The following is a 25,697-nucleotide window of genomic DNA, read 5'->3' as shown; positions in this document are numbered from 1 at the left end:
GGTTTAACAGGCCTAAAGAATAATATCCTTTATCAAACATAGTCAGTGAATTATCTGGTGTACGTTCAATTAAACGCTCAGCTAATTTCATCTCGTTGGTTTTATAGTTATCAAACTCGCTACTGAGAAGTTGATGGCTGGTCAATTCCATATGACAGACCATGCGTATTTGAGGAAAGGCTGTATCACCGTATTGGTTGCTACCTGAAGAGAAGGCTTTACGATTATCAGGCGTGTCGGCTGTTCGCCACACAACACCGTCAACAGCTAATAGGTTCAAACCATTCCATGTTTCGAATGACTGTTGCTTATACATTGATTGAGCAGATTTATTGAAAACGTGTTTAACGGAATCATTACCTAACCTTTGTCTCGCCTGTACCATCGCACTTGGAGCAACGAGTTGGTTCTTGCCAGGTAACATGATATCTAGCTTATTAGCGATATTCCAAACTGATTCTTTTCGAAACAATGCCATGCCAATAACTGACCACAAAACGGCTTCAAGCGGTAATCTTCGCTTACGAACGGTTGCAATCCCTGCTTGTTGAAAACCTTGTTCAATGATTTCAGGGTCAAGAATTTCTGATAATTTTTCAAAGGTATGGTATCGGCTGCTTTCTTCAAGTGTTGCTTGCAGTGCTTGTTCTATATTCACAAAAAAATCCGTAGTTAGTTTCCTAACTACGGATTTTGCATGATCGTTTGGATCGGTCAACCGGTCATTTTCTTAACTGATCGGCATTAGGCTAAATGCCGCTTTTTATATGTGAGCTACTTAACAATCCAAGGCGTTACTTTAATAACGTTCGATATATCGCCAAGCACTGCGGTATCATCTTCCCAGTTATCTTCAACTGCAAAATAACACACAGACTTTTCGCACGTTATGCTCTTATCATCAAATTGCATTGGGCTTTTAAATGTAACCGCTACGCCCTTTTGCTCTGGTAATAAAAACCACATTAATTTACTTACAAAAAAGCCCGATAAATCAGTTAACAGCTCATCAAGTTCTTCGTTAATGGTATATAACGACTGCTTTGAAAACGTTAAATCTTCAAGTTCGTTTGCTTCTATTTGAAGTTTTAATTGGCAATCATGATCTGGATTTTGTGGCTGCACCACAATAACAGCTTTATCCGTATCAAGTTGTTTATCGAACGGTAATAGTAGCTGTGCTTTATCGGTAAAGTTAAGTGGGTACTCGTTTCTTTCAGTTAAAATAGTGCCGCTTTTAATGGCACACGCTTCGTTAGTTGCTATATCACTTATATAAAAATTAACTCGCGCATATTGAAAGTCGCCTTTGTTAACAACTTTTAATCGGTCATAAAAACCGTCATACGACATCACAAATTCTCTTGCATTAACATTAAATGCACTCATGCCCAGCAGCACTAACGCAATGGCGTTGGTGCAATTAAAAATGTATTTATTCATCAAAGTAGGCTCTATTTTGGCTAATCATCGTGTTTAGCTCTTCTATATACGCTTCACCGCGCTCAGAGTAAGACATTAAACCATGTGTAAGTTCAGTCGCTAAAATTGGTTTTTGCTCAAGACGTAAGTTTTCACGTATTGCGCGCAAATCTTTATAAGCAGGATGCGTATTTATGTTTTTAAAGTAAGAGTTTATAGCAGCTCTTACCGATTTAAACGCAGCAACTTCGTGTGCAGCTCCAGTATTACGGCGTTTTGGTACCATGCCACAACCTTTTGTGTAACACCACTGACCAAAAAAGTTAAGGCCAATACGTGCAAAACGCGATGTGCCCCACGCAGATTCATTCGCAGCTTGCATAAGCGCTAATTCTTTAGGAATTATATCAACACGGCGTAGTGCTTGCGTAAGTATTAGCGTATCAATGGTGGTTGGTAAGCCGTACGACTTTAATATTGCTGCAATATCTTTGCTTTGCTTTTTTTCTAAAGGTAATTCGTTTTGTAGCATCATGCGTGCTATTTCAAGCTTAGCGCGTTGCTGTAATATTTTTTTGTTTTCGGCTTCAACGTGCGGACGAATAAAGCTAAAAAATGCATGTTTTTTTTCTTTAACATCACTAAATTCTGAAAACTTTGGCAGTTTTACATTATGTAATGGTTTTTCTTTTTTCTTCACTTTTTTTGGTTGTTCTGACGTTTGTTCATCTAGTTCAACATCGTCACTTTGTATAAACGGGTAAGCAAGCGCCCATACAAAAAACACGGTTAGTAAAAGCTTAAAAATCGTTTTTAACATGTATTCTCTCTTTGAAACAACAACTATGCATGGTTAATACACAAGCATACGAAGGCGCATTATACCTAAGCCACTTTATAAACGCGAATAACTGGGGTTTGATGACCTTTTACGGTTGAATTTTCAGCAATGTATTTGGGTTTTAGATAAAACAGAGCCTATGTAGTGCATTTGTTCATTCGCAATTTATAAGTCCATGGGTATACTGAGCAAAGTTTAATAATATTAACTATGTGTGAGTAAGCAGTATGGATAAACAATGGCAAAGCCGAATAATAGAGCAATATAAACATCGCCCTAACGATAACCGCTCGCCGTGGCAGGTCGATCGTTCGCGCATTATTCATGCCGCTGCATTTAGGCGTTTGCAAGCTAAAACCCAAATTATGGGCATTGGCCTAAACGACTTTTACCGCACTCGCCTTACCCACTCTTTAGAAGTATCGCAAATTGGTACCGGCATATTGCGCCATTTAAAAGCGCAACATAGCGACTTTACGCACTTTCCATCAACTGGACTGCTCGAAACATTGTGTTTAGCGCACGATATTGGCCATCCGCCTTTTGGTCATGGTGGTGAAATAGCGCTAAATTACATGATGCGCGATCACGGTGGTTTTGAAGGTAACGCACAAACACTGCGCATAGTTGCAAAACTTGAGCCCTATAGTAATGGGCACGGTATGAACCTAACTCGTCGTACTTTATTAGGTTTTATAAAATACCCCGCGTTTATTAATACGCTTTGGCATACCATTCCCGATGCCACAACCGGTCGTGCATTTATAAAAGCAGATGATTGGCGACCTGCCAAAGGGTTATACAACGACGATGCAGCCATATTCAATTGGATAGTAGAACCACTGAGTCAAAACGATAAAACATTGTTAGGGAACCATGCCGCTATTGATAAGTACCGCGCTAAAACAATGTATAAATCGCTCGATAGCGCCATAATGGAGCATGCCGACGATATAGCATATGCGGTACACGACTTAGAAGATGCCATTGCAACCCACGTACTCACATTAGACGATTGGCAAACCCATGCTCTGCCCCATTTAAAAGCACTAAACTTTGACTGGCTAAACGCCATGCTTGAATCGCTGACCCAGCGCTTGTTTTCAAAAAATGATTATGAGCGAAAAGATGCCATAGGTGAGCTGGTTAATACCTTTATTATTCATATACATTTGGATATTCAAAACGATAACTTTGAATGCCCTATTTTAAAGTACACCGCTAAATTAGATGCCCAATACGACAGTGTATTGCAAATACTTAAGCATTTTGTGTTTCAACGTTTAATACGCGACCCCGAAATGCAACAAATAGAGTTCAAAGGTCAAAACTTACTCATAGAGTTATTTACCGCGTTTGCTAGCGATCCGCTGCGCTTATTGCCCGAAACAACACAAGCACAATACATAGAAGCACAAAAACAAAACCAAGGTATGCGTATAATTTGCGATTATTTGAGCGGAATGACCGACGAGTACGCTTATAAAACATACCAACGATTGTTTTCACCTATGCAGTAGCTAACTGCTAACTGCTAACATTAAAAAGGCCGAGTAAATTAAATTTACTCGGCCTTTTTGCTCAGCTATTAAAGTTAGCTATTTTGTTAAAGCGCTTTTATAACGACTCTACGCCCATGTTATATAGCGTAAAACCAAATATATCAGCGTACTGCTCAATTGTTTTACTCGTTGGTGTACCTGCGCCATGCCCCGCATTGGTTTCTATGCGAATAAGTGTTGGATTATTACCCGTTTGCTTTGCTTGAAGCTCAGCGGCAAACTTAAACGAATGCGAAGGGACAACGCGGTCATCATGATCGCCAGTTGTAATCATAGTGGCTGGATACTCAACACCTGCTTTTACATTATGAAGTGGTGAATAACCTTTAATGTATTCAAACATTTCTTTGCTTTGCTCACTGGTACCGTAGTCGTATGCCCAACCAGCGCCCGCAGTAAATGTATGGTAGCGCAGCATATCAAGTACGCCTACAGCAGGTAGAGCCACTTGAAATAAGTCTGGGCGCTGCGTCATCACTGCGCCAACTAACAAACCACCATTAGATCCACCGCGAAGTGCTAAGCGCTTTTTAGATGTGTACTTTTTATCTTTTAAATACTCAGCTGCGGCAATAAAGTCGTCAAACACATTTTGCTTTTGCAATTTAGTGCCGGCATTGTGCCAGTCTTTACCGTACTCACCACCACCGCGAATATTAGCAACGGCGTATACACCACCTTGCTCAAGCCATACTGCATTAACGGGGCTAAAGCTTGGCGTTAAACTAATATTAAAACCACCGTAACCGTATAAAATTGTAGGGTTTGAACCATCAAGCTTAATGCCTGTTTTATAGGTAATTACCATCGGTATTTTAGTACCGTCTTTAGATGTGTAAAACACCTGCTCAGACGTGTAATCATCACTATTAAAATCAATAGCCGACTTACGATAAACACCCGATTCACCCGTAGTTACGTCAAACGTATAAGTAGTACCTGGTGTTTTGTAGTTAGTGAACGAATAATAAAGCGTTGTTTGATCTTTTTTACCGCCAAAACCGCGTGCTGTACCCACGCCTGGTAATGTAATTTCGCGAATTAGCTCGCCTTTTTTGTTGTACTGTTTTACCTGCGAAATCGCATCAACCATATAGTTGGCAAAAAAGGTATCGCCGCCTTTTGTAAGGTTTAGTACGTTTTTGGTTTCAGGAATTAAATCAACCCAATTTTCAGGGCTTGGGTTGCTTGCATCAACCGTCACTACTTTTTTGTTTGGTGCATTAAGGTTAGTAACTAAAAACAGCTTGCTGCCTTCGTTATCAATAACTGATGTATCTGAATCAGTATTTCCTACAACCGTTACAAACTCACTGTTTTGCTTTGTTAAGTCTTTTATAAACAGCTTATTCCCTGAAGTAGACGTACTTGCCGAAATAAGCAAGTAACGGCCGTCATGAGTTACATCAGCGCCTACATAGCGATGTTTTTGCTCATCAGTTTCACCAAATACAACACTATCAGCAGATTGTGCAGTACCTAACTTATGGTAATACGCTTTATGCTGATCTGTTTTAGCCGAAAGCTCACTGCCTTTAGGTTTGTCGTAACTTGAATAATAAAAACCTTCGTTGCCAAGCCACTCTATGCCACTAAATTTAACGTCAACAAGCGCTTCTTCAACTTGTTCTTTAGTATGTGCATCAATAACTATAATTTTACGCCAGTCGCTACCACCTTCAGATATTTGATACGCGAGCAATGAGCCATCTTTTGAAAACGATAAACCCGACATAGACGTCGTACCATCTTCACTAAACTTGTTTGGATCTAAAAATACTTCAACGTCGCCGCCATCTTTACTGCGGTACAAAACATATTGATTTTGCAGGCCATCGTTTTTATAAAAATAGGTGTAATCGCCTTCAGTAAAAGGAGCGCCTATTTTTTCGTAATTCATTAGTTTTTCAAGGCGCTGCTTTAACTTATCGCGATAAGGTATTTGTTCTAAATAAGAAAACGTTAAATTGTTTTGCGTTTTAACCCAATCGGCACTTTCTCTGCTCATATCATCTTCAAGCCAACGATATGGGTCACTAACGGTTTCTTCAAAGTAAGTGTCAACCACATCGCCTTTTTTTGTTTCTGGGTATATAACTGCGTTAACTTGCTTCATAGGTGCTTTTACTTCTTCTTGAGTTACCGTATTAGTTGGCTCTGAACAGCCGCTAAGCGCTACAATTACAGCACACGCTAGAGTATGTTTAAACATCCTGAGTTCCATTCTTATTTATTAATAGTGCGCCTAAGTTATTAACTTTTAGCCCTTTTGTCTATTTAGATGCGTTAAGCGCCATTTATCGCTGTAAACAAATGTAAACTTACGCTTTAATAGCACGACCCTCATTAAAATAAAAAACAATAAAAGAGCACACTATGCAAAGTACAAACCCCACGTTTAAAAGCTTTAAAGCTTTCTATCCTTATTATTTAAAAGAGCACAGCAACGTGACTTGCCGCCGCTTACATTTTATAGGAAGCACCCTCGTTCTTGCTGTAATCGCAATAGCATTATTAAAACAACACTACAGTTTATTGTGGCTATTACCTGTTATTGGATATGGGTTTGCGTGGGTCGGACATTTCTTTTTTGAAAAAAACCGCCCTGCTACTTTTAAACACCCTTTTTACAGTTTGTGGGGAGATTGGGTAATGTTTAAAGATATGCTTGTTGGAAAAATTAAATTTTAACACTATTTTTAGCATTCTTTTTTATACCAATTACTTATAAAAACAAAATTGCTTCATGCTTTAAAGTATAGGTTCTAATAAGTAGTACATAATTTATAACACACCCATTAAATGTTAATTCAGTTAACATTTAATGGGTGTGTTTTTATTTTATATTTTCAAAAATATTTATAGCTCAACAGTTGTTTATTGCCAGCCCAATAAAAACGGCTTCCTACTCATGATTAGTTAAACCTACCAACCTCATCTTACCAGTTAACTAAACGTTAAATTTAATTTTTAAATATAATTCACTATTCATCAATTACTTAGCAATTACCTTCGCTATATAACTAAAACAATGGTCATTATAAAAAACAGCCAAATGTAATTATAAAAACCCTTAAATTAATTGAATGTTATTCAATTGACTGGCTTTGTTAATTAAGTATATGTTCAAGGTAACAAAAAAGTTTATACCAATCCGCTTAATTAAGTGATCTATTTTGAGGATGGAAAAACGTGTTGATAGCTAGGCAAAAAATTCGCTATTTAGTTGCTCTAAATGAGAATTTTTTAACGCAGGTAACGGCACGTTTAGCCCCTAAAAATGATTAAGTATTATTGCGGGTTGGTATTAATCTTTTTGTACAAAACTAAAATAATTCAATGGGTATGGGGAAATACAGCATGAATAGAAAACCGTTATTTAAATTACAGCAGTCGGTACCACAAATATTACTCGCCATGAGCGCGTCTGCTGCACTAGTTGGTTCGCTCTCAGTAAATGCTGCAGAGCAAGACACCAAAGCAGAAGAAAACATCGAACAAATAAGCGTAATTGGCTCTCGCCGATTAGGCCGTACAGTAGAAGACAGCGCAGTACCCATCGATATAATTGGCGCAGATGCACTTAAAAATTCAGGCTTTACTGAAACGAATGCCCTACTTAGCAATTTATTACCCAGCTTTAACTTCCCGCAAGCATCACTTACTGATGGTAGTGACCATGTACGCCCTGCTCAACTTCGTGGCTTAGCCCCCGATCACACTTTAGTGCTTGTTAATGGTAAGCGCCGCCATAGCAACGCATTACTTAACTTAAATGGCTCAACGGGTCGTGGTTCATCATCTGTTGATTTAAATGCGATACCTGCAAATGCTATCGACCGCATTGAAGTATTACGTGATGGCGCAGCAGCCCAATATGGCTCTGATGCTATAGCCGGTGTTATTAATATTGTGCTTAAAAGTGCCAGCAGCGGTGGTTCAGTGGCGGCTATATATGGTGCTAACGTAACCGAAATGGACGGTGTACCACAGCTTGAGTCTGTATCTGAAGGCAGTGATGGTAATTTAGCCTTTACCGAAGGGGGCGATCGTTCTTTAACCGACGGCCAAACACTAACGCTGCAAGGTAATATGGGTTTTGAACTTGGCGATAATGGCTTTTTAAACATTTCAACAGAATACCGCGACCGCCATTCAACAAACCGCTCTGACTACGATAACCGTGAAAACTACGCACGATTAGATGATGGCTCTCTCGACCCACGTGAACTTACCGTAAATCGATATAACCATAACTTTGGTAATGGCGATGTAGAAGACTTTTCAGTGTTTTATAACGCGGGGTATCAATTAACAAACGAAGTAGATTTATATTCGTTTGGCTCTTACAGCAAACGCGAAGGCGAAGGCGGCGGTTTTTATCGCCGTGCAAGCGATAGCCGTAATATAGAAGAAGTTTATCCTGATGGCTTTTTACCTGTTATCACCTCAGACATAGATGACTTTTCACTGGCACTTGGCGCTAAAGGTTTTGTAAGTGAATGGAATTACGATGTATCGGCCGTATATGGTCAAGATGCATTTGAGTTTGGTGTTATAAATAGCTTAAATACCTCATACGGCCCTACTAGCCAAACAAGCTTTGATGCAGGAACACTTACCTACGATCAACTTACCTTAAACGTTGATTTTAGCCGCGAAGTAGACGTCAGCTTTTTAGAAAGCTCGGTAAGTGTAGCTGTAGGTGCTGAGTATCGCCGCGAAGGATACCAAATAGATGCAGGCGAAGAAGCATCATATGCACAAGGGTCATTTGGCCCAGGAGGCGCAGTAACCGACCCAGTTGATGGCCCATTTGGCGCAGCGGGCGCACAAGTATTCCCAGGGTTTACACCCGAATCAGAGGGCGATAATAGCCGCCATAACGTGAGCTTGTATATAGACCTTGAAACCTACCTAACCGACGATTGGAATTTAGCGGTTGCCGCCCGTTATGAAGATTACTCAGACTTTGGCGATACACTTAACGGTAAAGTTGCGACTCGTTATTCATTAACTGAAGACTTAGCGCTGCGCGCCTCTGTATCAACTGGCTTTAGAGCACCTTCTTTGCAGCAACAATACTTTACCTCAGTGGCCACTGTATTTGTTGATGGTGAACCAACCGAAACAGGTACGTTCGCACCAAGCAGCGATGTAGCAAAAGCACTGGGCTCACCGGGTCTTGATGCAGAAGAAGCTACTAACTACGGCGTTGGTTTTACATGGTCTACCGACTTTAATTTCAGCTTATCGGTTGATTACTACCAAATATTAATTGATGACCGCATTGTGTTATCAAACAACTTATCGGGCGATGCTATTGCCGATTTACTTCAAGGCACAGGCGCTAACCAAGGTCGTTTCTTCTTAAATGCAATTGACAGTAAAACCCGTGGTGTGGATGTGGTTGCCTCATATAATGTAGCAACTGATGGTTATGGCGATTTAGCCTTTAACCTAGGTTACAATTACGGTAAAAATGAAGTAACAAATATTATCGACCCACCAGCAGAGCTTCAAGGTGCAGGGTTTGATCAAGACAACTTGTTCTCAGGCACTGAGCTGCGTCGTTTTGAAGTAAGCACACCGCGTAATAAGTACAACTTAAGCGCAACATGGACTAACGACGACATACGTACCACGCTTAGAACAACACGTTACGGCGAAACTCAAGACCCTTCAGATATCCCAGAACGTAACGAAGTGCTAAAGCCTGAATGGATAACCGACTTAGATGTAGCCTATTCGCTTAATGAAAACTTATCGCTGAGCTTAGGGGCTAATAACATTTTTGATGTTTACCCAGATGCAACCCGTGAAAATGTTGACGATGTAACCACCTTCTCACGTTTATTTGCTTACTCTAGCTTCTCGCCGTATGGATTTAACGGACGCTACGTGTACGGTAAAATAGAAATGAAGTTTTAATAAGCACAGCTTAAAGTAACCAAACACACAAAAGCCACCGATTAGGTGGCTTTTTAATGCGAGTTGCTATTAAATCTATAATTAGATTTTAGTTAACCAGCCGTGCTTGTCTTCACTTTTACCCCATTGAATATCGTTCAATGCTTGGCGAAGGCGCGCAGTAGTTGGGCCTGGCTCGCCAGTACCTACTTTGTATTCTTTATCGTTATGAATAAAAGTACCCACAGCAGTTAGCACAGCTGCAGTGCCCGAAAGCGCCGCTTCAGTACCTGGTTTAGCAGCACGCTCTAATAGCTCAGTAACGCTAAAGTTACGTTCGCTTACCGTCATACCTAAATCTTTTGCAATGGTTAAAATACTATTACGCGTTACACCATGTAAAAACGTGCTATCAAGCGCTTTAGTAATAATTTCGTTGCCATCAATAAGTATAAAGTTAGCAGCACCGGTTTCTTGTACGTCGCCACCTGGGCAAAATAAAATTTGATCTGCTTGATACTTAGTTCGTGCAGCACTAATAGGTGCTAGAGCACTGGCGTAGTTACCACCACTTTTTACCATACCCATGTGCGGAGCGCAGCGCATGCCATCTTCTTCAAGCAGTACGCGCAGTGCAGTTGCACCACCGGCAAAGTAATCTCCTACTGGCGATAGTAACGTGTACAAAAGCGAGCTCATTGATGGCGCTGCCGCTTTACCAATTGCAGCCTCAGTTCCAATGTGCGTTGGGCGAATATACATAGAGCCCGGCGGTAATGGCGTTTCATCTGCGTATTCGCGCATAATATCGATAATCATCGTTTTTAGCATATCGCTGTCAAAACTCGGTAAGCTTAATAGCGCTGAGCTTTGTTGCATGCGTGCAATGTTTGCATCCATTCTAAAAAGATAAACAGAACCATCTTCATGGCGAAAGGCTTTTAAGCCTTCAAAACATGTACTTGAATAATGAAGAACGTGCGCACCAGCATGAAGTTCAAGTTTATCGGAAGGGACAATTGAGCTTTCGCTCCATTTATTATCAGAAAAACGAGCTTGAATCATCTGCGGCATAAACACGGTACCAAATGCGGCCATTTTAATCTCTCTTGTGTGGTCTATTTTCCTCCATTGTATGACAATCACACGCTATTTAACCATAGCTAAAGTAAGGCTTTTTTAATTAACTATGAGAAATTTTTGCAAGTGCTGTTTACTAATCAACCGCATTGGGTGCTATAAACAAAAAAATCGGCTAATGCAGTTGCATTAGCCGATTCTTAAAGGTAAATAATTTACTTAAACGAATATCTAATAATACGTTTTAGCACCGAGGTATACTGTTTAAAAAAGCTACCTGTATGGTAATCAATACCGTGTTTTTTCAAAACGGCTTGTACTTGAGGTGCAACTTCTTGATAGCGCGAAGACGGCATATCAGGAAATAAGTGATGCTCTATTTGGCAGCTCAAATGCCCCGTTAAAACATGAAACCAATGCGACCCTTTAATATTTGACGAGCCCAGTACTTGGCGATAATACCACTGCCCTTGCGTTTCGTTTACGCAGTCTTCTTGTTTAAAAGTTTGTGTTTCTTCTGTAAAGTGACCACAAAATATTATGGTTGATGTCCATAAATTACGGATTAAGTTTGCTACTAAATTACCCGCCAATACCCATAAAAATAAAGGCCCTGCAAGTAACGGAAATATCGCATAATCTTTAATTAGTTGGCGAGCGCCTTTACTAAAAAAGCGTTGCTTTAATGTAGAATGTGATACAAGCCCTTCGCGGTTTTCTTTCTTTTTACCAATAAAAACACGCTCTGCAGCCAATTCGTGATACGACACGCCCCACTGAAATAACACACTTAAATTAATATACGTAAAAAACTGCCATACATTTTTAAAACGCCACTTAAAATCATCGCTTAAACGCAACAAGCCATAACCAAAGTCTCTGTCTTTGCCAATAATATTAGTATAAGTATGGTGCTCAAAATTATGTACGCGGTGCCAACTTTGCCCGTCGCACGCTATGTCCCACTCATAATGCTGTGAGTTAAGTTGCTTGTCGTTCATCCAATCGTATTGACCATGCATTACATTGTGGCCAATTTCCATATTGTCTAAAATTTTAGCAAGCGCTAATAGCAACACACCTGCAACCCACAATAATGGCTGAATAAAACCAAGCATTAGCAAAATTCGCCCGCTCCATTCACACACTCGCTGTTTGCGCACAACAGAGCGAATATAGTCAGCATCTTGTTGGCCAACTTTGCCAAGGGTGTCCATTTTAATGGCATCTAGCTCGCTTGCGAGCATGTCATAGTTAATGTTTTTCATAATTGTAACTCCAAATCACTAACAGGTTGGCTTACGCAAAGTTGTATTAATTGCTCACCGTTGTCACTCAATTCACCTGTTTTTAAATTACGTACCACGCCTGACTTTTTAATACATTGGCATTGATGGCAAATACCAATACCGCAACCGCGTTTAACGGGGAGCTTTTTTTCTTCAAACTGAGTCAGTAAAACATCGTTGCCCGATACAACATGGGCACTGGCGTTAATTTTTACATTAAATTGGCTGTCGTCGTTTAAGGTAGGCAGCGCTAAACCAAATGCTTCTTGGTAATAATTTAGCTTATGCGTTTTAGCAAAATCGCCCACCGTTTGCATAAATGCTGCAGGGCCACAGCAGTAAATGTCTGGGTTTTCCCACGGCTTAATATTGCTGGTTATATCGCTTGATTGCTCACGCGTTAATAATAAAAACGAAAAATGCTCAAATTGCGCTGCCAACTCACTTAGCTCATCAACACATTGATGCTCAGTGGCTTTTGCGTAATACACCAACGACACTTTTTGCGTAGTTTGGCTTAAGTAATCATCAAGCATAGCCAGCATAGGTGTTATACCCGAGCCGCCTGCAATAAAAGTGGCTGGCGTGTGTGTGTTTTTAAACACAAAGTCGCCGCTTGGCGCAGAAATATTGCACCACAACCCCGCTTTTAATGCACTGCTGAGTAAGCCTGTAAAGCGCCCTTGCGCATTTGTTTTGATTAGTAAGCGCACCAAACCTGTATTTTTAAATTGCTGAGCGCTTGAGGCCACGGTAAAAACGCGTGTTAGTAATCGCCCATTAATTTCAACCGTTAAACTTATATGCTGCCCTGACGTATGTGCCTGCCATTGTTTGCTTGGCTTAAGTTGTACACTTAAAAAACCGCCATCAAGTACAGCTGTACTAACTACTTGCGCTCTAAACTGCCCTGCACGCCACGCAGGTTTAAACACCTGCATTACGGGCTCTATGTAGCCTGCAAAACTTTGATGGTGTAAAAACCATTTTGAAAATTGGTTTAATACTTGAGTCATCATGGTTAAATCTCTATCAAATCTTAATTACTTTGAACTTACACGTGTACGCCCAAACTTCAGCGCACAAGTGTACGCTCAAATTTTTAGTTTTCAACCCCAATAGAGTAATTATTCAATTTTTATTAGCGCAATTTGCTAAAACAATTTCCTGTGAAGAAGTAATTTTAAAATATATAAGTGTGCATTTTTCATTCAACTCAACACTTAACAAATTTATTTATGCCATGATAAGGTTATGTAAGATTGGATTAATTTTGGAAGCCATAATGATAAATTTAAGGTCACATAACACTCACCCTAAACTAATAAGTGCAGGCTTAGCCGTTGCTATATTTGCTACTAACGCACCCGCGCATGCAAAAAGCGATTACGTAAAAAACTATAAGCAGCTCGATACTTTATCGCTTAGCGTTAACGCAGTAACAGCGGCAGAAGGTGTGGTTATACCTTGGGCTATTGAGCCTTTAGCTAATGGTGATTTACTAATATCTGAGCGCAGTGGAGCGTTATTTTTATTACCTAAAAATACCACTACGTTAACTAAAGTCTCAGGGCTGCCCAACATTGACGCTAATGGCCAAGGTGGATTGCTTGATTTATCACTACACACCGATAGCAAGCAAAACCAATGGCTGTACTTTAGTTACTCAAGTAGTGAGGGCAAAGGAAGCGGAAGTAACACCGCCTTAATGCGCGCCAAGCTAAATAGCGACCATACGCAGTTGTCTGATCAGCAATTGCTATACAAAGGCGAGCATAATACTACCAAAGGCCAACACTACGGCAGCCGTATTGTGTTTGATGATGAAGGTTATGTTTATTTTTCAATTGGCGATCGCGGCTCGCGCGACATAAACCCGCAAGATCTCACTCGTGATGGCGGTAAAATTTATCGCTTACACGATGATGGCCGTATCCCAAGCGACAATCCGTTTGTTAAACAAAAAGATGCAAAACATGCGGCATGGTCTTATGGGCACCGTAATCCACAGGGCATGTGGTTTGATTATCAAAATAATATTTTATGGTCCCACGAGCACGGACCACGCGGCGGCGATGAGCTTAATATTATAAAAAAAGGCGCTAACTACGGATGGCCTTTAGTCAGCTATGGCGTTAACTACAGCGGTACCAAGTTTACCGACCTTAAAGAAAAAGACGGCATGCAATCGCCCGTATTACATTGGACCCCTTCAATTGCCCCTTCCGATATGTTGTATGTAACGAGTGATAAATACCCAAAGCTTAAAGGTAAGCTATTATTAGCATCAATGAAATTTGCATTCATTAGCGCACTAGAGCTCTCAAAAGGTAAGGTTGTTAAGCAATATAAAATACTCGATGGCATTGGCAGAGTACGCAGCCTAGCCCAAGGCAGTGATGGTTTTATTTATTTAGGTATTGATGGCCAAGGTATTAAACGCCTAGAGCCAGAAACGTAAGCACTAGAACTAGCACACAGTACGCAAAATTACACCGTGTTTACTTTGCGCTTTTAAAGCGCAAAGTAAACATTTTCACCAAACAAAGAACTATTAAGCCCATTAATGCGTACACTAACTACATATAATTTAATAAATTAAGAGAATACTAATGTTTTCATTTTTAAAGCCTGATCCCGTAAAAAAACTGCGTAAAGAATACGATGTAAAACTAGAGCAAGGCATGCAGGCACAAAGAAAAGGCGACATTAAAAGCTTTGCCATGTTGAGCGCAGAAGCCGAAAAAATCTGGAGTGAAATAGAAACTCTAGAGGCTAAAAAAGCCAAATAATACCAATCGTGTTAAGTTATTAGACATTTATAGCGACGGATAAATAAAGTGATAACAAGGCATAAATTTCGACATGTAGTTGTTCTACATGAGAAGTTTATAACGCCGTTAACGCTTTATTTAGCACGCTAGAAAGGCTAAATATTTAAGTCGACTGGTATAAGTATATTTAAACGCGTCTACCCTGTTTTAAAAGAAGGAAGACGCGTTTAGTAAATAATTCATGACCTCGCTTTACAGCTTCCACCATCCCTAAACCCCCTTCTATAATATGTTTACACAAACAAGTGTGCTTAAAGCGGTTACTTACGTTATCGCTGGCGTTTTTTAGTGACTATTAAATGATTTAAAATCGGATTTGGTTTTCATTTTAAATACTTAATTGCTGCATTTATATACCGCGCTGGAGCTTTTCCTCCTAAGTCAAAAGATGAGGACGTTTTCCTCTTTTTTGCATATTATTAAAAGAACAGCCCGACTTAAAGTTTAATACTCGCAATGTGTTACAGGATTTGTTATTAATATTAAAAATAATTAAGAGGACATGCGTTACTCATAAAAAGAGGAAAGTGTTCTCGATAAAGCTATTATATGCTCAAGGGTAGCTATGAAGAAAATTGTATTTTTTCTTAGAATTTTCGATAACGAAGATTATATGAATGATTTTCTTAATGGAAAAATCTATATGAATCGCTTATCTTATTTCAGAAAAATAGAAGAAAGCTCCGAGAGTAATAGAGCTGATGAAAAAGAAGGCTTGTGTGCTTTTTGGCAACCTGAATCAGGTGTATTTAAAGTTAATGGACATACGTTAACAGATTTTGCAGCACCGATAGAGATGCGACTTAATCACAGCGATAACCTCCATGTTTTTTGTTTATTTGCAGGCGCAACAAACGCAAGTAATTTATCTGATCAATCTAAATTATCAGAAATAAAAAATGACTTAAGCGTATCTAAAGAATGCGCTGAATTAGGTGATTATTATGTTCTTATTCATAATACACCAGCTTTTATAAAGCGTATGGTTAAAGCAATAAAGACACGTAACTTTCTGGGCAGTACAGGTTTGGTTAACTATTATGATCCTAACAGTTTTAGCGGAGAGTTCTACAACAGGCCCGCATTTAATAAGCAGGACAATTATAAGCAGGACAATTATAAGCATCAAAAAGAATATCGTTTTGCTGTAGATACGCAAGTTGTTGGCGATGATGCCCTTGTTTTAGATATTGGTGATATTAGAGATATTGCAAGTATATCTGATACTTGGGATGTTAAAATCGACTTAAAGTTTAGTAATATGAGAAAGAGCGTATAACAAGTCAAATTAACAAGGACTAAAAACAGTGGGCTATCGCTCGTGCCTCACTCATTTTAGCCCACAATTTCTAGCCTATTATTATGGGCGTTAGTGCTCAAAGGAGAATTGATTGTCTATCTATGTGAAAAATGAATCTGGCAATGAGCGATTGGCCCACTTGGCCAAAGAAGACTGGGAGTTATCATCCCAAATTGTCGAATTGGAAAAATGGCTAACTGAAAATGAAAGTGTAATTAGTCCAGGGGCATATACCGCTGATATAGGATTTTCTATGCGTAAGAATGCTTGCGGTGGTGGTGCCATACTTTCAGTTGAGGCCATGAGAATTATGTCAAAACTAGGCATCAAACTATATTTGTCTGAGTATCCAGATGATTAATACCCATAGCACTAACGAGTTTGTCCAGCCGACGTTTTGGTCTTCGCTCCTTTTTGTGCATGGCCTACGGCCATCTTTGCACAATTAACAAATTAGGATGATACCCATCCTAATTACCTTGAATCTGGCGTAGATTGACTTTATTTATTTGGAGTGGCTGTCTGATTTAAAAGGGTTTACTTTTCTACAGTGGTCAAATTTTGTAAATGCTACATCCCTGAATGAAGCATACAAAAATCACCAAAGTAACGTTCAAGTACAAGATTCTGGAATCGTTATTCGTATATTAAACGATGATAATCAAGGCTCACGACATCAAAAATTTATTCTTAAATTAAGTACAGGTATTACTATTTTAATTGCACATAATATTGACCTTGCCCCAAGAATTAATTTGATTTCAAAGGGTGATACTGTTCAATTTTACGGTGAGTATGAGTGGAATAAAAAAGGGGGCGTAGTGCACTGGACTCATAAAGATCCAAATGGACATAACGTTGATGGTTGGTTAAAGCACAAAGGTAAAACGTACCAATAGCTTCATAACGGTCTCTTCAAGTAAAAGCGCAAGGAAAACGAAAAATGACAATGCAATGGATAGCGATTCTAGCGGCTTTAGGCTGGTGTTTATTACAAGTAATTATCTTGCTTATATCTTCACAATGTATTTTTTTAATGATCGAGTTTCGCTCTGATAATGAGCATAAACTGTATCAAAAACTTCTATCAAACTTTATTATATATCTGTTTTACTCCCTATTTATTTTACCATTCATCTCTCTAAGTCTGTTCATATATGGTGTTATTAACATTACAGAATGGTGTGAACTTAAGCCTGGATTGTGGGTATTTGCTGCTTGGTGGTTGGCTCTATTTGTACTTTCTTTTTCTCTATCAATGAAGAAAAAATATCGTATTTAAAGGAGTATTAATACCTGCTGTCAGAAAGTTGATAACTTAAAAAATCGCTTACTAATTAGCTGTATAATGAATCATCAATAATAATCCCCACTTTAGAATGTATTCTCTACTTACTATCACCATACACATTCTCAGGACTTATTTGCATTAGTAGTGCGGGGTTATCTATTGGTTTAAACCCGTATTGTGCATAAAGGCCATGTGCATCAGAAGTTGCTAATAAAAAGCGCCTGAGCCCTTGCAGCTCAGGGTGCTCCACTATCGTTTTAATAAGTAACTTACTCAGCCCATTACCTTGCAAATCTGGGGTAATAAATACATCGGCTAAATAGGCAAAGGTTGCTTTATCGGTAACTACCCTGGCAAAGCCAACTTGCTCGTTATGAGCGCTGTAAACACCAAAGCACATTGAGTTATCAATAGCTGATTGCATCACGCTTTTAGGAATGCCTTTGGCCCAATAGCTATTAGCAATAAAGTTATAAATAACGTTAAAGTTAAGTTTGCTTTTGTCTGTGCTTATTGAGTAGTTACTAATGTTTGCGCTCATAAGTTAATAGTCTTTTTTACCAACGTTTTTATAAACATTTCTATAGAACGTTCCTATAGCCTATAAATAATCTTTAACGTTTTTTAGCTGTTTATCGTGTACTTTTGAAAGTACTAACAATGAGCAAATAGCCCCAAATAACGCCAGTCCCATATCTGATTGGGTATCCCACACGTAACCTTGCGTGCCTAAAAATGCTTCTGCGTTTTCGCCGCTTAACACTGCAACCCACCACTCTATTAATTCGTAAAACGCGCTAAATGCCAAACATACCGAAATAACAAAGGTGATTAACCAACCTCGACCATTTACTACTTTTTTGCGCAGTAAAATTTCGCGTGCTAGTAGTGCAGGTACAAACCCTTGAAAAAAGTGCCCTACTTTGTCGTAGTTATTACGCTCGCTACCAAATAGATTATCGAAAAAAGGGACTTCGGCGTAGGTGTAATGCCCGCCAATCATCAGCACAATGCAATGCGCTAAAATAAATGTATATAAAATAGGAGTAAGTTTAAAGTGGCTATAGGTACTTGCTAGCAGCACTAAACCAATAATTGCGGGGATAACTTCAAGCAGCCATGTAAATTGATCTTTTGGGTTAATACCAGACCAAATTAATACAATAAAAAACAGGCTCAGCCATAAATACTTCATTTAGAATCCTTTTCTAAATTGATCAAATTTACGGCATTTTACGCCTTTGAAATAAACGACGCTACCTATAGTTTGTTTTTGCGGTAATGCGATTAAACAAAGTAGGAAAAAAGCGCTTAATTGTAGGCGCCCAACCACTTAAACCTTTGCCAATAATCACTTCGTCTTTTTTATTACTAATGGCACGAATCATTTTTGAAGCAGCTACGCTTACATCCATCCCATTTTCTATCGACTCTTCTGGTTTATTTTGCGCTATGCCTTGCTCGTTTAGTGAGTTATGCGCAATTGCTGTTTTAATAGAGCCTGGGCAAATTGTTAAACAATGAATATTATGTTGTGCTACTTCTGCACGTAGGCAATCCATAAAACCAACAACCGCATATTTAGAACCCGAATAACCTGTTCTAAATTTTGAACCTACTTTACCCGCCACACTACTAATGGACACAATTGAACCACTGCGCTTTGCCACCATAGTAGGTAATACAGCTTTAGTAAGTGCAATTAAGCCAAAGTAATTAACCTCCATTAATTGGCGATACACGTTAAAGTCGTTTTCTAAAAATAAGCTACGCTGCGATACGCCGCCGTTATTAATTAAAATATCAACTGCAGGAAGCTCGTTCATTTTTGCTGTTACTGTACTCAGTACATGCTCTGGCTGGGCTAAGTCCAGAGGCACAACTAAGTGCCCTTCGCCTTTAAGCGTTGATTTTAAATCGTTTAGTTTATCTACATTGCGCGCCGATAAAATAACGCGCGCGCCAAGCTCGGCAAATTGTATAGCAAGCTCTTTACCAATACCTGACGATGCACCGGTGATCCACACTGTTTTATTATTATATTGCATGCGTTATTTGCCCTTTTATTGTTATTTATTAAGTTTTATTAAGGTACTTAGTAAAGTATTTTACGCCTTTGTAGGACCAGCTATCGCGTTTACTTCATCTTCTAATGTTTTGTAAAAACCCATTAAAAATAGTAGCTCAACAGTTACGTATAAAGGGCCAATAATTAAGCCAATTAGGTCATCTACAAACGCTGGTTTTTTACCTTCGTAATAGTGCCCAATAAACTGCAGTACCCAGCCAAATACAAACACACCTACGCCAATACTCAACCAAGGCCAAAACGCCATTGCCGCAATAGGCTGAGCACCAACAAGGAGTAAAGTGAATATCACGGCCATAATAAAGCCAAGCGAAAAGCTCAGCATAAAATAATAAACAACCGACGCTAATACAAAAAGTTGTGCACCATCAATTACTACACTACCAAGGGGTATTTGAATGCGCGCTAGTAAACACAACGCCGCAAATACAATGAGCGGAATACCAATAAAGTGCGTTAGTACATTACGCTTAGAACGATGATACAAACCATATTTACCAAGTTGCTGTTGAAGTGTTTTCATTGTTTTGCCTTTATTTTTATCTATAAAACTTACTTTAACAAAAGTAAGCACAGCAACAATGTCAGGTATCCGACACTTTGTAAATTAAACAAATGCAGAAATTATTTTACCCGGCTCATGCTCACCTTGCATATCCGTTCGCTCGCGCCCTTTTTGATACTCTTGCTCAAGCATTTTTTGAAGTTCCTCTATTTTATCAGCAATTGTGCTAGGGTCTGCGCCCTGACCTTGTAGCTCTTTAGTGAGCTCTTCTATTGTCGCTTTTAGCTCGTCTATCTTGTTTTTGTTTACGCCTAAGCGCTGATAAACCAGTGCTTCTTGAGCACTTTCTAAAAACGTTGGTTCTTTAGGGGCTGAACTAATGCCTTTAACATCATTTGTTTTTTCATTAGGAAGGGTATTAGTTGCCGCAACTTCGCTTGGACCTGCCGCTTTATTTATACTCGATGAGTTATAGTTACTATATTGATTTTTAAAGGTTATTGTAGTCATTAGCTCAAATCCATTGTTGCGTTACATTATCTGTAGCAATTTTGGTTCCAACTAAATAAAGCGGTCTCTATTTAAGCTTGTGTAGCAAGCGCCTGTAACTTTTGTTTATCTAAAACAGTTATGCGTTGATACCCCAAACTAATGGCTTGTAAGCTAACAAGCTGTTGCAGTATTTGATTAATAGTTTGGCGCGTTAGGTAGGTCATATCAGCAAGTTGCTGCTGAGATAAAACAAGCGGTGTTAAGTGCTCTGTATGCTCGCTGAGCATTAAAAGTCGATTGCATACTTTTTGCTCAGCGCTTAGTAATGCGTGATCTTCCATTGAGCTAAACATTAGGCGTAACTTTTGTGCCAACAATAAACCAAACTCCTGCCAATATTGTGGCTGCTTGTTTAATAGCTGTTCAAGCTCGCGTTGAGGCACGTAAAAAAGCACAACATCAGTTTGTGCATATACATCATGAGTGCGCAGGCCACCATCAAACAAGGTAACTTCGCCAAACCACAGTGATGAATCAATAAAACTCAATACGGCTTCTTTGCCTTCGTTACTTACGCCACTAATACGCACCACGCCGCTAAGCACTGCATAAATTCCATCGTGCTTATCACCTCGCAAAAATAACGATTGCTGAGCTTTTAGCGAGAGCGTTTTGCCCTGCGTTAATAAAAAGCTTTTTAAGTAAGCGCTACGGTTTTTAAACCAATGCCCTTGCTCTATAACGTTTTGCTGCTGTGGAGTCATTATTTACTGCATTTGCTTATTAAATGGCTGTTTTTCGCTAACCAATTTTTTAGGGAAATTTAAATCGGTTGCTATAACAAAATCATCGTAAGGATCATTACCCGAAAACAGCTCAGTTATAAGCGTGTCATTTTTATAAACATTAACGGTTACACCACTGCCCATACCGCCTGAGTTAATAATATAATAATGATATTCGCCGTTACTAAAAAATAAAATACTCTCGCCAATACGCCCTACTTGCCTGTAGTAACTACCAAATGGTGCATCTGGTGTAGCTTCTTTTTCAAGCCCTATGTCATTAACTCTACCAAATCGATAACTAAGCGATGAGTCATCTTTTGCAACGCAAATAGAAAGCACTTTATCGGTAGGCTCTAACTTGTAGGCTGTATTTTCATCTGGGTTACGCACAACTTTATGCATTTTTGCGTTAATGTAGGCTGCTTCATTACTTTTACAATGTGTTGCTAGCATACCGACCACTAAAGCGGGTTCGTGTGTTTGAGCTGCTGAAGGCGTGTTTACTTTGAGATTAGAGGGTGAGTTACTTACATTATTATTTAGCTGAGGACTACCTTGAATTGCCATACTTTGATCGTCACAACCAAACAGAGCAAACAAGAAGAAAGAATAAAAGCTCGCTAAAAATTTAATGCGCATAATAAAATCCATCTATGAGAGAGCCTTTAAAATAGCGATAAAACTAGCGACTCGCAACACCTTATGCGCAATACTTTATAAGTTTATTTTTAAACCATCTTCTGCAAAAACTACGTTACTTTTTAGTGATTTAATTAACGATTTTTTAAACAACCACTGGTTTTTAATGACCGATTCATAAACTGAGTTAGAACCGCCGCTTGATGCGATTGCTTCAATTGCGTTGTACATAATCACTACATCGGCATTTTCGCTAAGTTAGCAAATGTACCTATTTTTTGTTGAGTGACCAACGGCCGATTTATTAATTTTAGCTAGTATTAAAAGCTGATTTAAACACCTTATAAAAGTGTGTAAATAACTAAATTAATCAATAATTGGTTTTCTTATAATAAAATGTTGTTACCGCACTATTTCAAACGGTTTTTTATAACCAATTGTAATTTATAATTTAAATAAAATTAAATCCAAAAAACATACATTTTAAAAACAATTTAGTCTCATTTTATTAAAACAACAGTTGACCCTATTCAAAATATAAACTAGCATTTCTGGAAGCGCTTCCACAAATTCTAGTTAATCAGATCTTTCTGGAAGCGCTTCCACACATTTGACAATGTTTATAACTACACAATAACAGCCCCATACAAGCTGTTAATAATAATGATAAAAGCGCGAGGGAAACCGAATGTCCAACCATATTGTAAGAAAAACAAAGATAGCGACCAGCCTATCTCTGATTTTAGGTGCATCAATCTCTTTGCCTGTATATGCACAAGAAGCAAATACAGATGTTGAAGTAATCCAAGTTACTGGTTTTAAAAGCAGTATTAAAGAGTCGACTCGTTTAAAACGCGACGCCGCCGGTGTTGTAGATGCAATATCAGCTGAAGATATTGGTAAATTCCCAGATACCAACTTAGCCGAGTCGCTACAGCGTATTACGGGTGTGTCGATTGATCGCTCAAATGGTGAAGGCTCTAAAGTAACGGTTCGTGGTTTTGGCCCCGACTACAATATGGTAACCCTAAACGGGCGTACAATGCCGGCGGCATCTTTGCCTGCAGGCGGTGGTACACCTAGCTCTCGTGCATTTGATTTTGCAAACTTAGCGTCTGATAGCGTTAAATCGGTTGAAGTATATAAAACGGGTAAAGCAAGCATTGCATCAGGTGGTATTGGCGCAACAATTAATATTAATACGGCTCGCCCGCTCGACAATCCAGGCTTTGTTTCAAGCATTGGCGTAAAAGCATTACACGACTCAACAAACCGCGTTGGTGATGACATAACACCTGAGCTTTCGGGTTTAATTAGCTGGACCGACAGTGAAGCTAAATTTGGTGCCTCGTTAACTGCAAGCATGCAACAGCGCGATAGCTCATCAACAGGTGCGTTTGTAAATCAATGGAATACATCAGCTTTTGACGGCACAATCCCACAAGCTGCAGACGATATTGTTTTAACTAATGCACCCGCCGTTGGCCAGCTTTATTCAATGCCATCAGATTTGCGCTACACCATTGCCGACAGAGAACGTACTCGTACAAACGCGCAATTAACGCTGCAATACAGCCCAATTGATGATTTAACAGCCACGCTTGATTACACATATTCTAAGCAAGATTTATTCGAAGCCCGTGCTGAGCAATCAATTTGGATGGATAACTACAAAAGCGCGCTAACATTTGACGACAACACGGTAAAAACTCCTATTTATTACCGAGAAGAACGTCGCGATCAGCAAACACGCGATTTAGGTTTAGCGTTTCAAGAGTTAAACCAAGTTAACCAAAACGACTCTATTGGTTTAAACGTTGAGTACTATTTCAACTCAGAATTGAGCTTTATGTTTGATGCGCACAATTCAAAAGCCACTAGCAAACCAGATGCACCTTACGGCAGCTGGGTAAACGCAGGCTTAGGCGCAAACGTAGTTAACGCACAAGAAGTTGATTTTAGCCGCGAGCTTCCATCAATGAGTATCGATTTTGATGATTGCCGCCGAGATAACCTAAATTGTAATAACACGTTAGATGCCTCTGATGTGGGTACGTCTATTTTAGATTCTAACTTTGCTCGCCAAGAATCTGAAATAACAGAATTTAGAATCCATGGTAAATACGAAATTGAAAACGGCGCAATTGACTTTGGTATAGAGTCTCGCTCTATGGAAAGCCATTCACTGCAATCACTTACACGTAATACAATGGGTAACTGGGGTATAGAAAACCCAGGCGAACTACCTGATGGCTACTTAAACCCAACAAACTTTTTAGCTGAGTTTGACGACTACGATACATCAGGCTCGTTCAACCAAGGTTACACCGGCAGCGCATCGCAAATTGGTTACTGGGCAGGTGAAGAATACGGCTTTAACTTTGCAGCCGATGGCGCATTTGCAACTAACCGCACCATTGAAGAAGACATAACCGCAGCGTTTGTGCAATTTACTTACAATGGCTACATTGGCGATATGCCATACAATATTGTTATTGGCGCGCGCCAAGAGTCTACTGACATTACCTCAACGGCTAATATCGATTTACCTAACGCAGTAGCGTGGGAAGGTAATAACGACTTTAACGTTCGTTTTGGCTCGGCTAAAGAAGATTTCACGCTTAAATCTAGCTACGATCACTTTTTACCAAGCTTCGACTTTGACATAGAAGTAATTGAAAACGTAAAAGCGCGTTTTTCTTATAGCACTACAATTGCTCGCCCAACTTACGATAACTTAAGTTCAGCAGCGACTGTTGGTGTACCAGGTGCCCCGACTCTTTTAGCGGGTTCTTCACCAGCTACAGCGTCAACGGGTAATCCTGGTTTAGTGCCGCTTGAATCAGATAATATTGATGTATCTGCTGAGTGGTACTTTGCAGAAACAAGTTATGTGTCGGTAGGTTATTACACTAAAGACATCGAAAACTTTATTGGTTTAACACCCATGACGCAAAACTACTACGGATTACGTGATGCAACAGCGGGCCCTCGCGCTCAAGCTGCCATTGCTGAGCTAGAATCTCGCGGACTTGCCCTAACCGATTCAAACTTATTTCAAATGGTTGCCGCAACAGAAAACAATGTTGATTTTGACTCTATGACCTACGAAGAGTTTGAAGCCGCTTACGATGTAATTGCTAACAGCGACGACCCATTACTAGAATTTACAGCGCAAGTACCTACCAACAATAAAAATGCCACTATTGATGGTTTTGAAATTGCCTTTCAGCACTTTTTTGGTGAAAGCGGTTTTGGTGTGCAAGCAAACTACACCACAGTTAATGGCGACATAGACTTTGATGTAAACGCTGACCCTACTACTACACAATTTGCACTAGTGGGTTTAAGCGATACAGCTAACTTTATTGCAATGTACGAAAACGATGATTTTCAAGCACGTATTGCTTACAACTGGCGTGATAAGTTTTTAAATAGCGCAGCTCGATACGTAAACGAGCCAGGCTTTACTGAAGAATATTATCAAATCGACTTTAATGTTGCGTACAACTACAGCGAACAACTATCGTTTTTTGTTGAAGGCCTTAATATTACTGAGCAAAACAGCCGCGAACATGGCCGTACGTCAGTTCAATTGTGGAACCTACAACAGCTAGGTGCACGTTACAATATTGGTATGCGTTACAACTTCTAA

Annotated in this window: 25 protein-coding genes; 10 read left to right on the top strand and 15 right to left on the bottom strand. The window is 39.4% G+C overall.

All coding sequences use genetic code 11. The annotated features are described in order from the left end of the window. The 3 genes from QT16_RS09460 to QT16_RS09450 form a co-directional block, all read right to left on the bottom strand. Positions 1 to 652: IS4 family transposase (locus tag QT16_RS09460; protein WP_338109678.1), on the bottom strand; the 652-nt coding region annotated here is incomplete at its 3' end. 122 nt (positions 653 to 774) lie between these two features. Beyond that, the gene (locus QT16_RS09455; RefSeq protein ID WP_039488204.1) at positions 775 to 1,443 is read right to left on the bottom strand and encodes a DUF2987 domain-containing protein; all 669 of its coding nucleotides are present in this window, start codon (positions 1,441 to 1,443) and stop codon (positions 775 to 777) included. Next, positions 1,436 to 2,242 carry a glucosaminidase domain-containing protein gene (locus tag QT16_RS09450; protein ID WP_039488203.1) on the bottom strand — a complete coding sequence of 269 codons (807 nt, stop codon included), beginning with the start codon at positions 2,240 to 2,242 and terminating at the stop codon, positions 1,436 to 1,438. Before QT16_RS09450 ends, QT16_RS09455 begins: the two co-directional genes overlap by 8 nt. Before the next feature lie 248 nt (positions 2,243 to 2,490). On the opposite strand from QT16_RS09450, the gene QT16_RS09445 reads away from it, so the two are divergent. Then, complete coding sequence (locus tag QT16_RS09445) at positions 2,491 to 3,783, top strand: anti-phage deoxyguanosine triphosphatase (RefSeq protein WP_039488201.1); 1,293 nt, start codon at positions 2,491 to 2,493, stop codon at positions 3,781 to 3,783. A gap of 97 nt (positions 3,784 to 3,880) precedes the next feature. Here QT16_RS09445 and QT16_RS09440 read toward each other — a convergent pair whose 3' ends face one another. Next, complete coding sequence (locus QT16_RS09440) at positions 3,881 to 6,037, bottom strand: prolyl oligopeptidase family serine peptidase (protein ID WP_039488200.1); 2,157 nt, start codon at positions 6,035 to 6,037, stop codon at positions 3,881 to 3,883. 164 nt (positions 6,038 to 6,201) lie between these two features. Between QT16_RS09440 and QT16_RS09435 the strand changes: the two genes are divergently transcribed. Then, positions 6,202 to 6,516 carry an Mpo1-like protein gene (locus QT16_RS09435; RefSeq protein ID WP_039488198.1) on the top strand — a complete coding sequence of 105 codons (315 nt, stop codon included), beginning with the start codon at positions 6,202 to 6,204 and terminating at the stop codon, positions 6,514 to 6,516. 669 nt (positions 6,517 to 7,185) lie between these two features. Then, positions 7,186 to 9,756 (top strand): TonB-dependent receptor plug domain-containing protein, encoded by a 2,571-nt coding sequence (locus QT16_RS09430; RefSeq protein WP_039488197.1) that lies wholly within the window; start codon positions 7,186 to 7,188, stop codon positions 9,754 to 9,756. 81 nt (positions 9,757 to 9,837) lie between these two features. Here QT16_RS09430 and QT16_RS09425 read toward each other — a convergent pair whose 3' ends face one another. The 3 genes from QT16_RS09425 to QT16_RS09415 all read right to left on the bottom strand — a co-directional run bounded on the left by QT16_RS09425 (position 9,838) and on the right by QT16_RS09415 (position 13,123). Next, positions 9,838 to 10,839: a branched-chain amino acid aminotransferase gene (locus QT16_RS09425; RefSeq protein ID WP_257983256.1), complete on the bottom strand. Its 1,002-nt coding sequence runs from the start codon at positions 10,837 to 10,839 to the stop codon at positions 9,838 to 9,840. 191 nt (positions 10,840 to 11,030) lie between these two features. Next, positions 11,031 to 12,083, bottom strand: a complete 1,053-nt coding sequence (locus QT16_RS09420) for a fatty acid desaturase family protein (protein WP_024595642.1) — start codon at positions 12,081 to 12,083, stop codon at positions 11,031 to 11,033. After that, on the bottom strand, positions 12,080 to 13,123 hold the full coding sequence (locus tag QT16_RS09415; protein ID WP_039488195.1) for a flavin reductase family protein: 1,044 nt from the start codon (positions 13,121 to 13,123) through the stop codon (positions 12,080 to 12,082). The genes QT16_RS09420 and QT16_RS09415 overlap by 4 nt, the downstream gene beginning before the upstream one ends. Positions 13,124 to 13,389: 266 nt before the next feature. Between QT16_RS09415 and QT16_RS09410 the strand changes: the two genes are divergently transcribed. The 6 genes from QT16_RS09410 to QT16_RS09385 all read left to right on the top strand — a co-directional run bounded on the left by QT16_RS09410 (position 13,390) and on the right by QT16_RS09385 (position 17,520). Continuing rightward, positions 13,390 to 14,565, top strand: coding sequence for a PQQ-dependent sugar dehydrogenase (locus QT16_RS09410; protein WP_039488193.1), 1,176 nt, complete (start codon positions 13,390 to 13,392; stop codon positions 14,563 to 14,565). Between the two features lie 151 nt (positions 14,566 to 14,716). Continuing rightward, positions 14,717 to 14,896, top strand: a complete 180-nt coding sequence (locus tag QT16_RS09405; RefSeq protein WP_007375469.1) for a DUF6435 family protein — start codon at positions 14,717 to 14,719, stop codon at positions 14,894 to 14,896. Between the two features lie 607 nt (positions 14,897 to 15,503). Next, entirely contained in the window at positions 15,504 to 16,217 is a 714-nt protein-coding gene (locus tag QT16_RS09400; RefSeq protein ID WP_152609339.1) for a hypothetical protein, read from the top strand. A gap of 112 nt (positions 16,218 to 16,329) precedes the next feature. After that, complete coding sequence (locus tag QT16_RS09395; protein WP_033021695.1) at positions 16,330 to 16,599, top strand: hypothetical protein; 270 nt, start codon at positions 16,330 to 16,332, stop codon at positions 16,597 to 16,599. Between the two features lie 157 nt (positions 16,600 to 16,756). Then, positions 16,757 to 17,137: a DUF3465 domain-containing protein gene (locus QT16_RS09390; RefSeq protein ID WP_045899355.1), complete on the top strand. Its 381-nt coding sequence runs from the start codon at positions 16,757 to 16,759 to the stop codon at positions 17,135 to 17,137. A gap of 44 nt (positions 17,138 to 17,181) precedes the next feature. Continuing rightward, positions 17,182 to 17,520 carry a hypothetical protein gene (locus tag QT16_RS09385; protein ID WP_033021693.1) on the top strand — a complete coding sequence of 113 codons (339 nt, stop codon included), beginning with the start codon at positions 17,182 to 17,184 and terminating at the stop codon, positions 17,518 to 17,520. A gap of 106 nt (positions 17,521 to 17,626) precedes the next feature. On the opposite strand, the gene QT16_RS09380 is transcribed toward QT16_RS09385, so the two are convergent. From QT16_RS09380 to QT16_RS20835, 8 genes are all read right to left on the bottom strand, one after another. Beyond that, positions 17,627 to 18,070 carry a GNAT family N-acetyltransferase gene (locus QT16_RS09380; RefSeq protein ID WP_039488189.1) on the bottom strand — a complete coding sequence of 148 codons (444 nt, stop codon included), beginning with the start codon at positions 18,068 to 18,070 and terminating at the stop codon, positions 17,627 to 17,629. Positions 18,071 to 18,130: 60 nt separating this feature from the next. Further along, positions 18,131 to 18,724: a DUF2238 domain-containing protein gene (locus tag QT16_RS09375; RefSeq protein ID WP_007583339.1), complete on the bottom strand. Its 594-nt coding sequence runs from the start codon at positions 18,722 to 18,724 to the stop codon at positions 18,131 to 18,133. A gap of 61 nt (positions 18,725 to 18,785) precedes the next feature. After that, positions 18,786 to 19,577, bottom strand: coding sequence for an SDR family oxidoreductase (locus QT16_RS09370; RefSeq protein WP_039488187.1), 792 nt, complete (start codon positions 19,575 to 19,577; stop codon positions 18,786 to 18,788). 60 nt (positions 19,578 to 19,637) lie between these two features. Continuing rightward, a complete protein-coding gene (locus tag QT16_RS09365) occupies positions 19,638 to 20,141 on the bottom strand; it encodes an Mpo1 family 2-hydroxy fatty acid dioxygenase (protein ID WP_010553511.1) in 504 nt (167 codons plus the stop codon). 84 nt (positions 20,142 to 20,225) lie between these two features. Continuing rightward, positions 20,226 to 20,633, bottom strand: a complete 408-nt coding sequence (locus tag QT16_RS09360; RefSeq protein ID WP_039488185.1) for a hypothetical protein — start codon at positions 20,631 to 20,633, stop codon at positions 20,226 to 20,228. Positions 20,634 to 20,704: 71 nt separating this feature from the next. Continuing rightward, complete coding sequence (locus QT16_RS09355; RefSeq protein ID WP_039488184.1) at positions 20,705 to 21,379, bottom strand: Crp/Fnr family transcriptional regulator; 675 nt, start codon at positions 21,377 to 21,379, stop codon at positions 20,705 to 20,707. 3 nt (positions 21,380 to 21,382) lie between these two features. Continuing rightward, complete coding sequence (locus QT16_RS09350) at positions 21,383 to 22,054, bottom strand: hypothetical protein (protein ID WP_039488182.1); 672 nt, start codon at positions 22,052 to 22,054, stop codon at positions 21,383 to 21,385. Between the two features lie 63 nt (positions 22,055 to 22,117). Continuing rightward, a complete protein-coding gene (locus tag QT16_RS20835) occupies positions 22,118 to 22,273 on the bottom strand; it encodes a hypothetical protein (protein WP_161792775.1) in 156 nt (51 codons plus the stop codon). A gap of 457 nt (positions 22,274 to 22,730) precedes the next feature. On the opposite strand from QT16_RS20835, the gene QT16_RS09345 reads away from it, so the two are divergent. Then, positions 22,731 to 25,697, top strand: coding sequence for a TonB-dependent receptor (locus tag QT16_RS09345; RefSeq protein WP_024606426.1), 2,967 nt, complete (start codon positions 22,731 to 22,733; stop codon positions 25,695 to 25,697).

This window comes from Pseudoalteromonas distincta, assembly GCF_000814675.1.
GTDB classification, from domain to species: domain Bacteria; phylum Pseudomonadota; class Gammaproteobacteria; order Enterobacterales; family Alteromonadaceae; genus Pseudoalteromonas; species Pseudoalteromonas distincta.
This window is presented reverse-complemented; position numbering and strand designations above follow the sequence as displayed.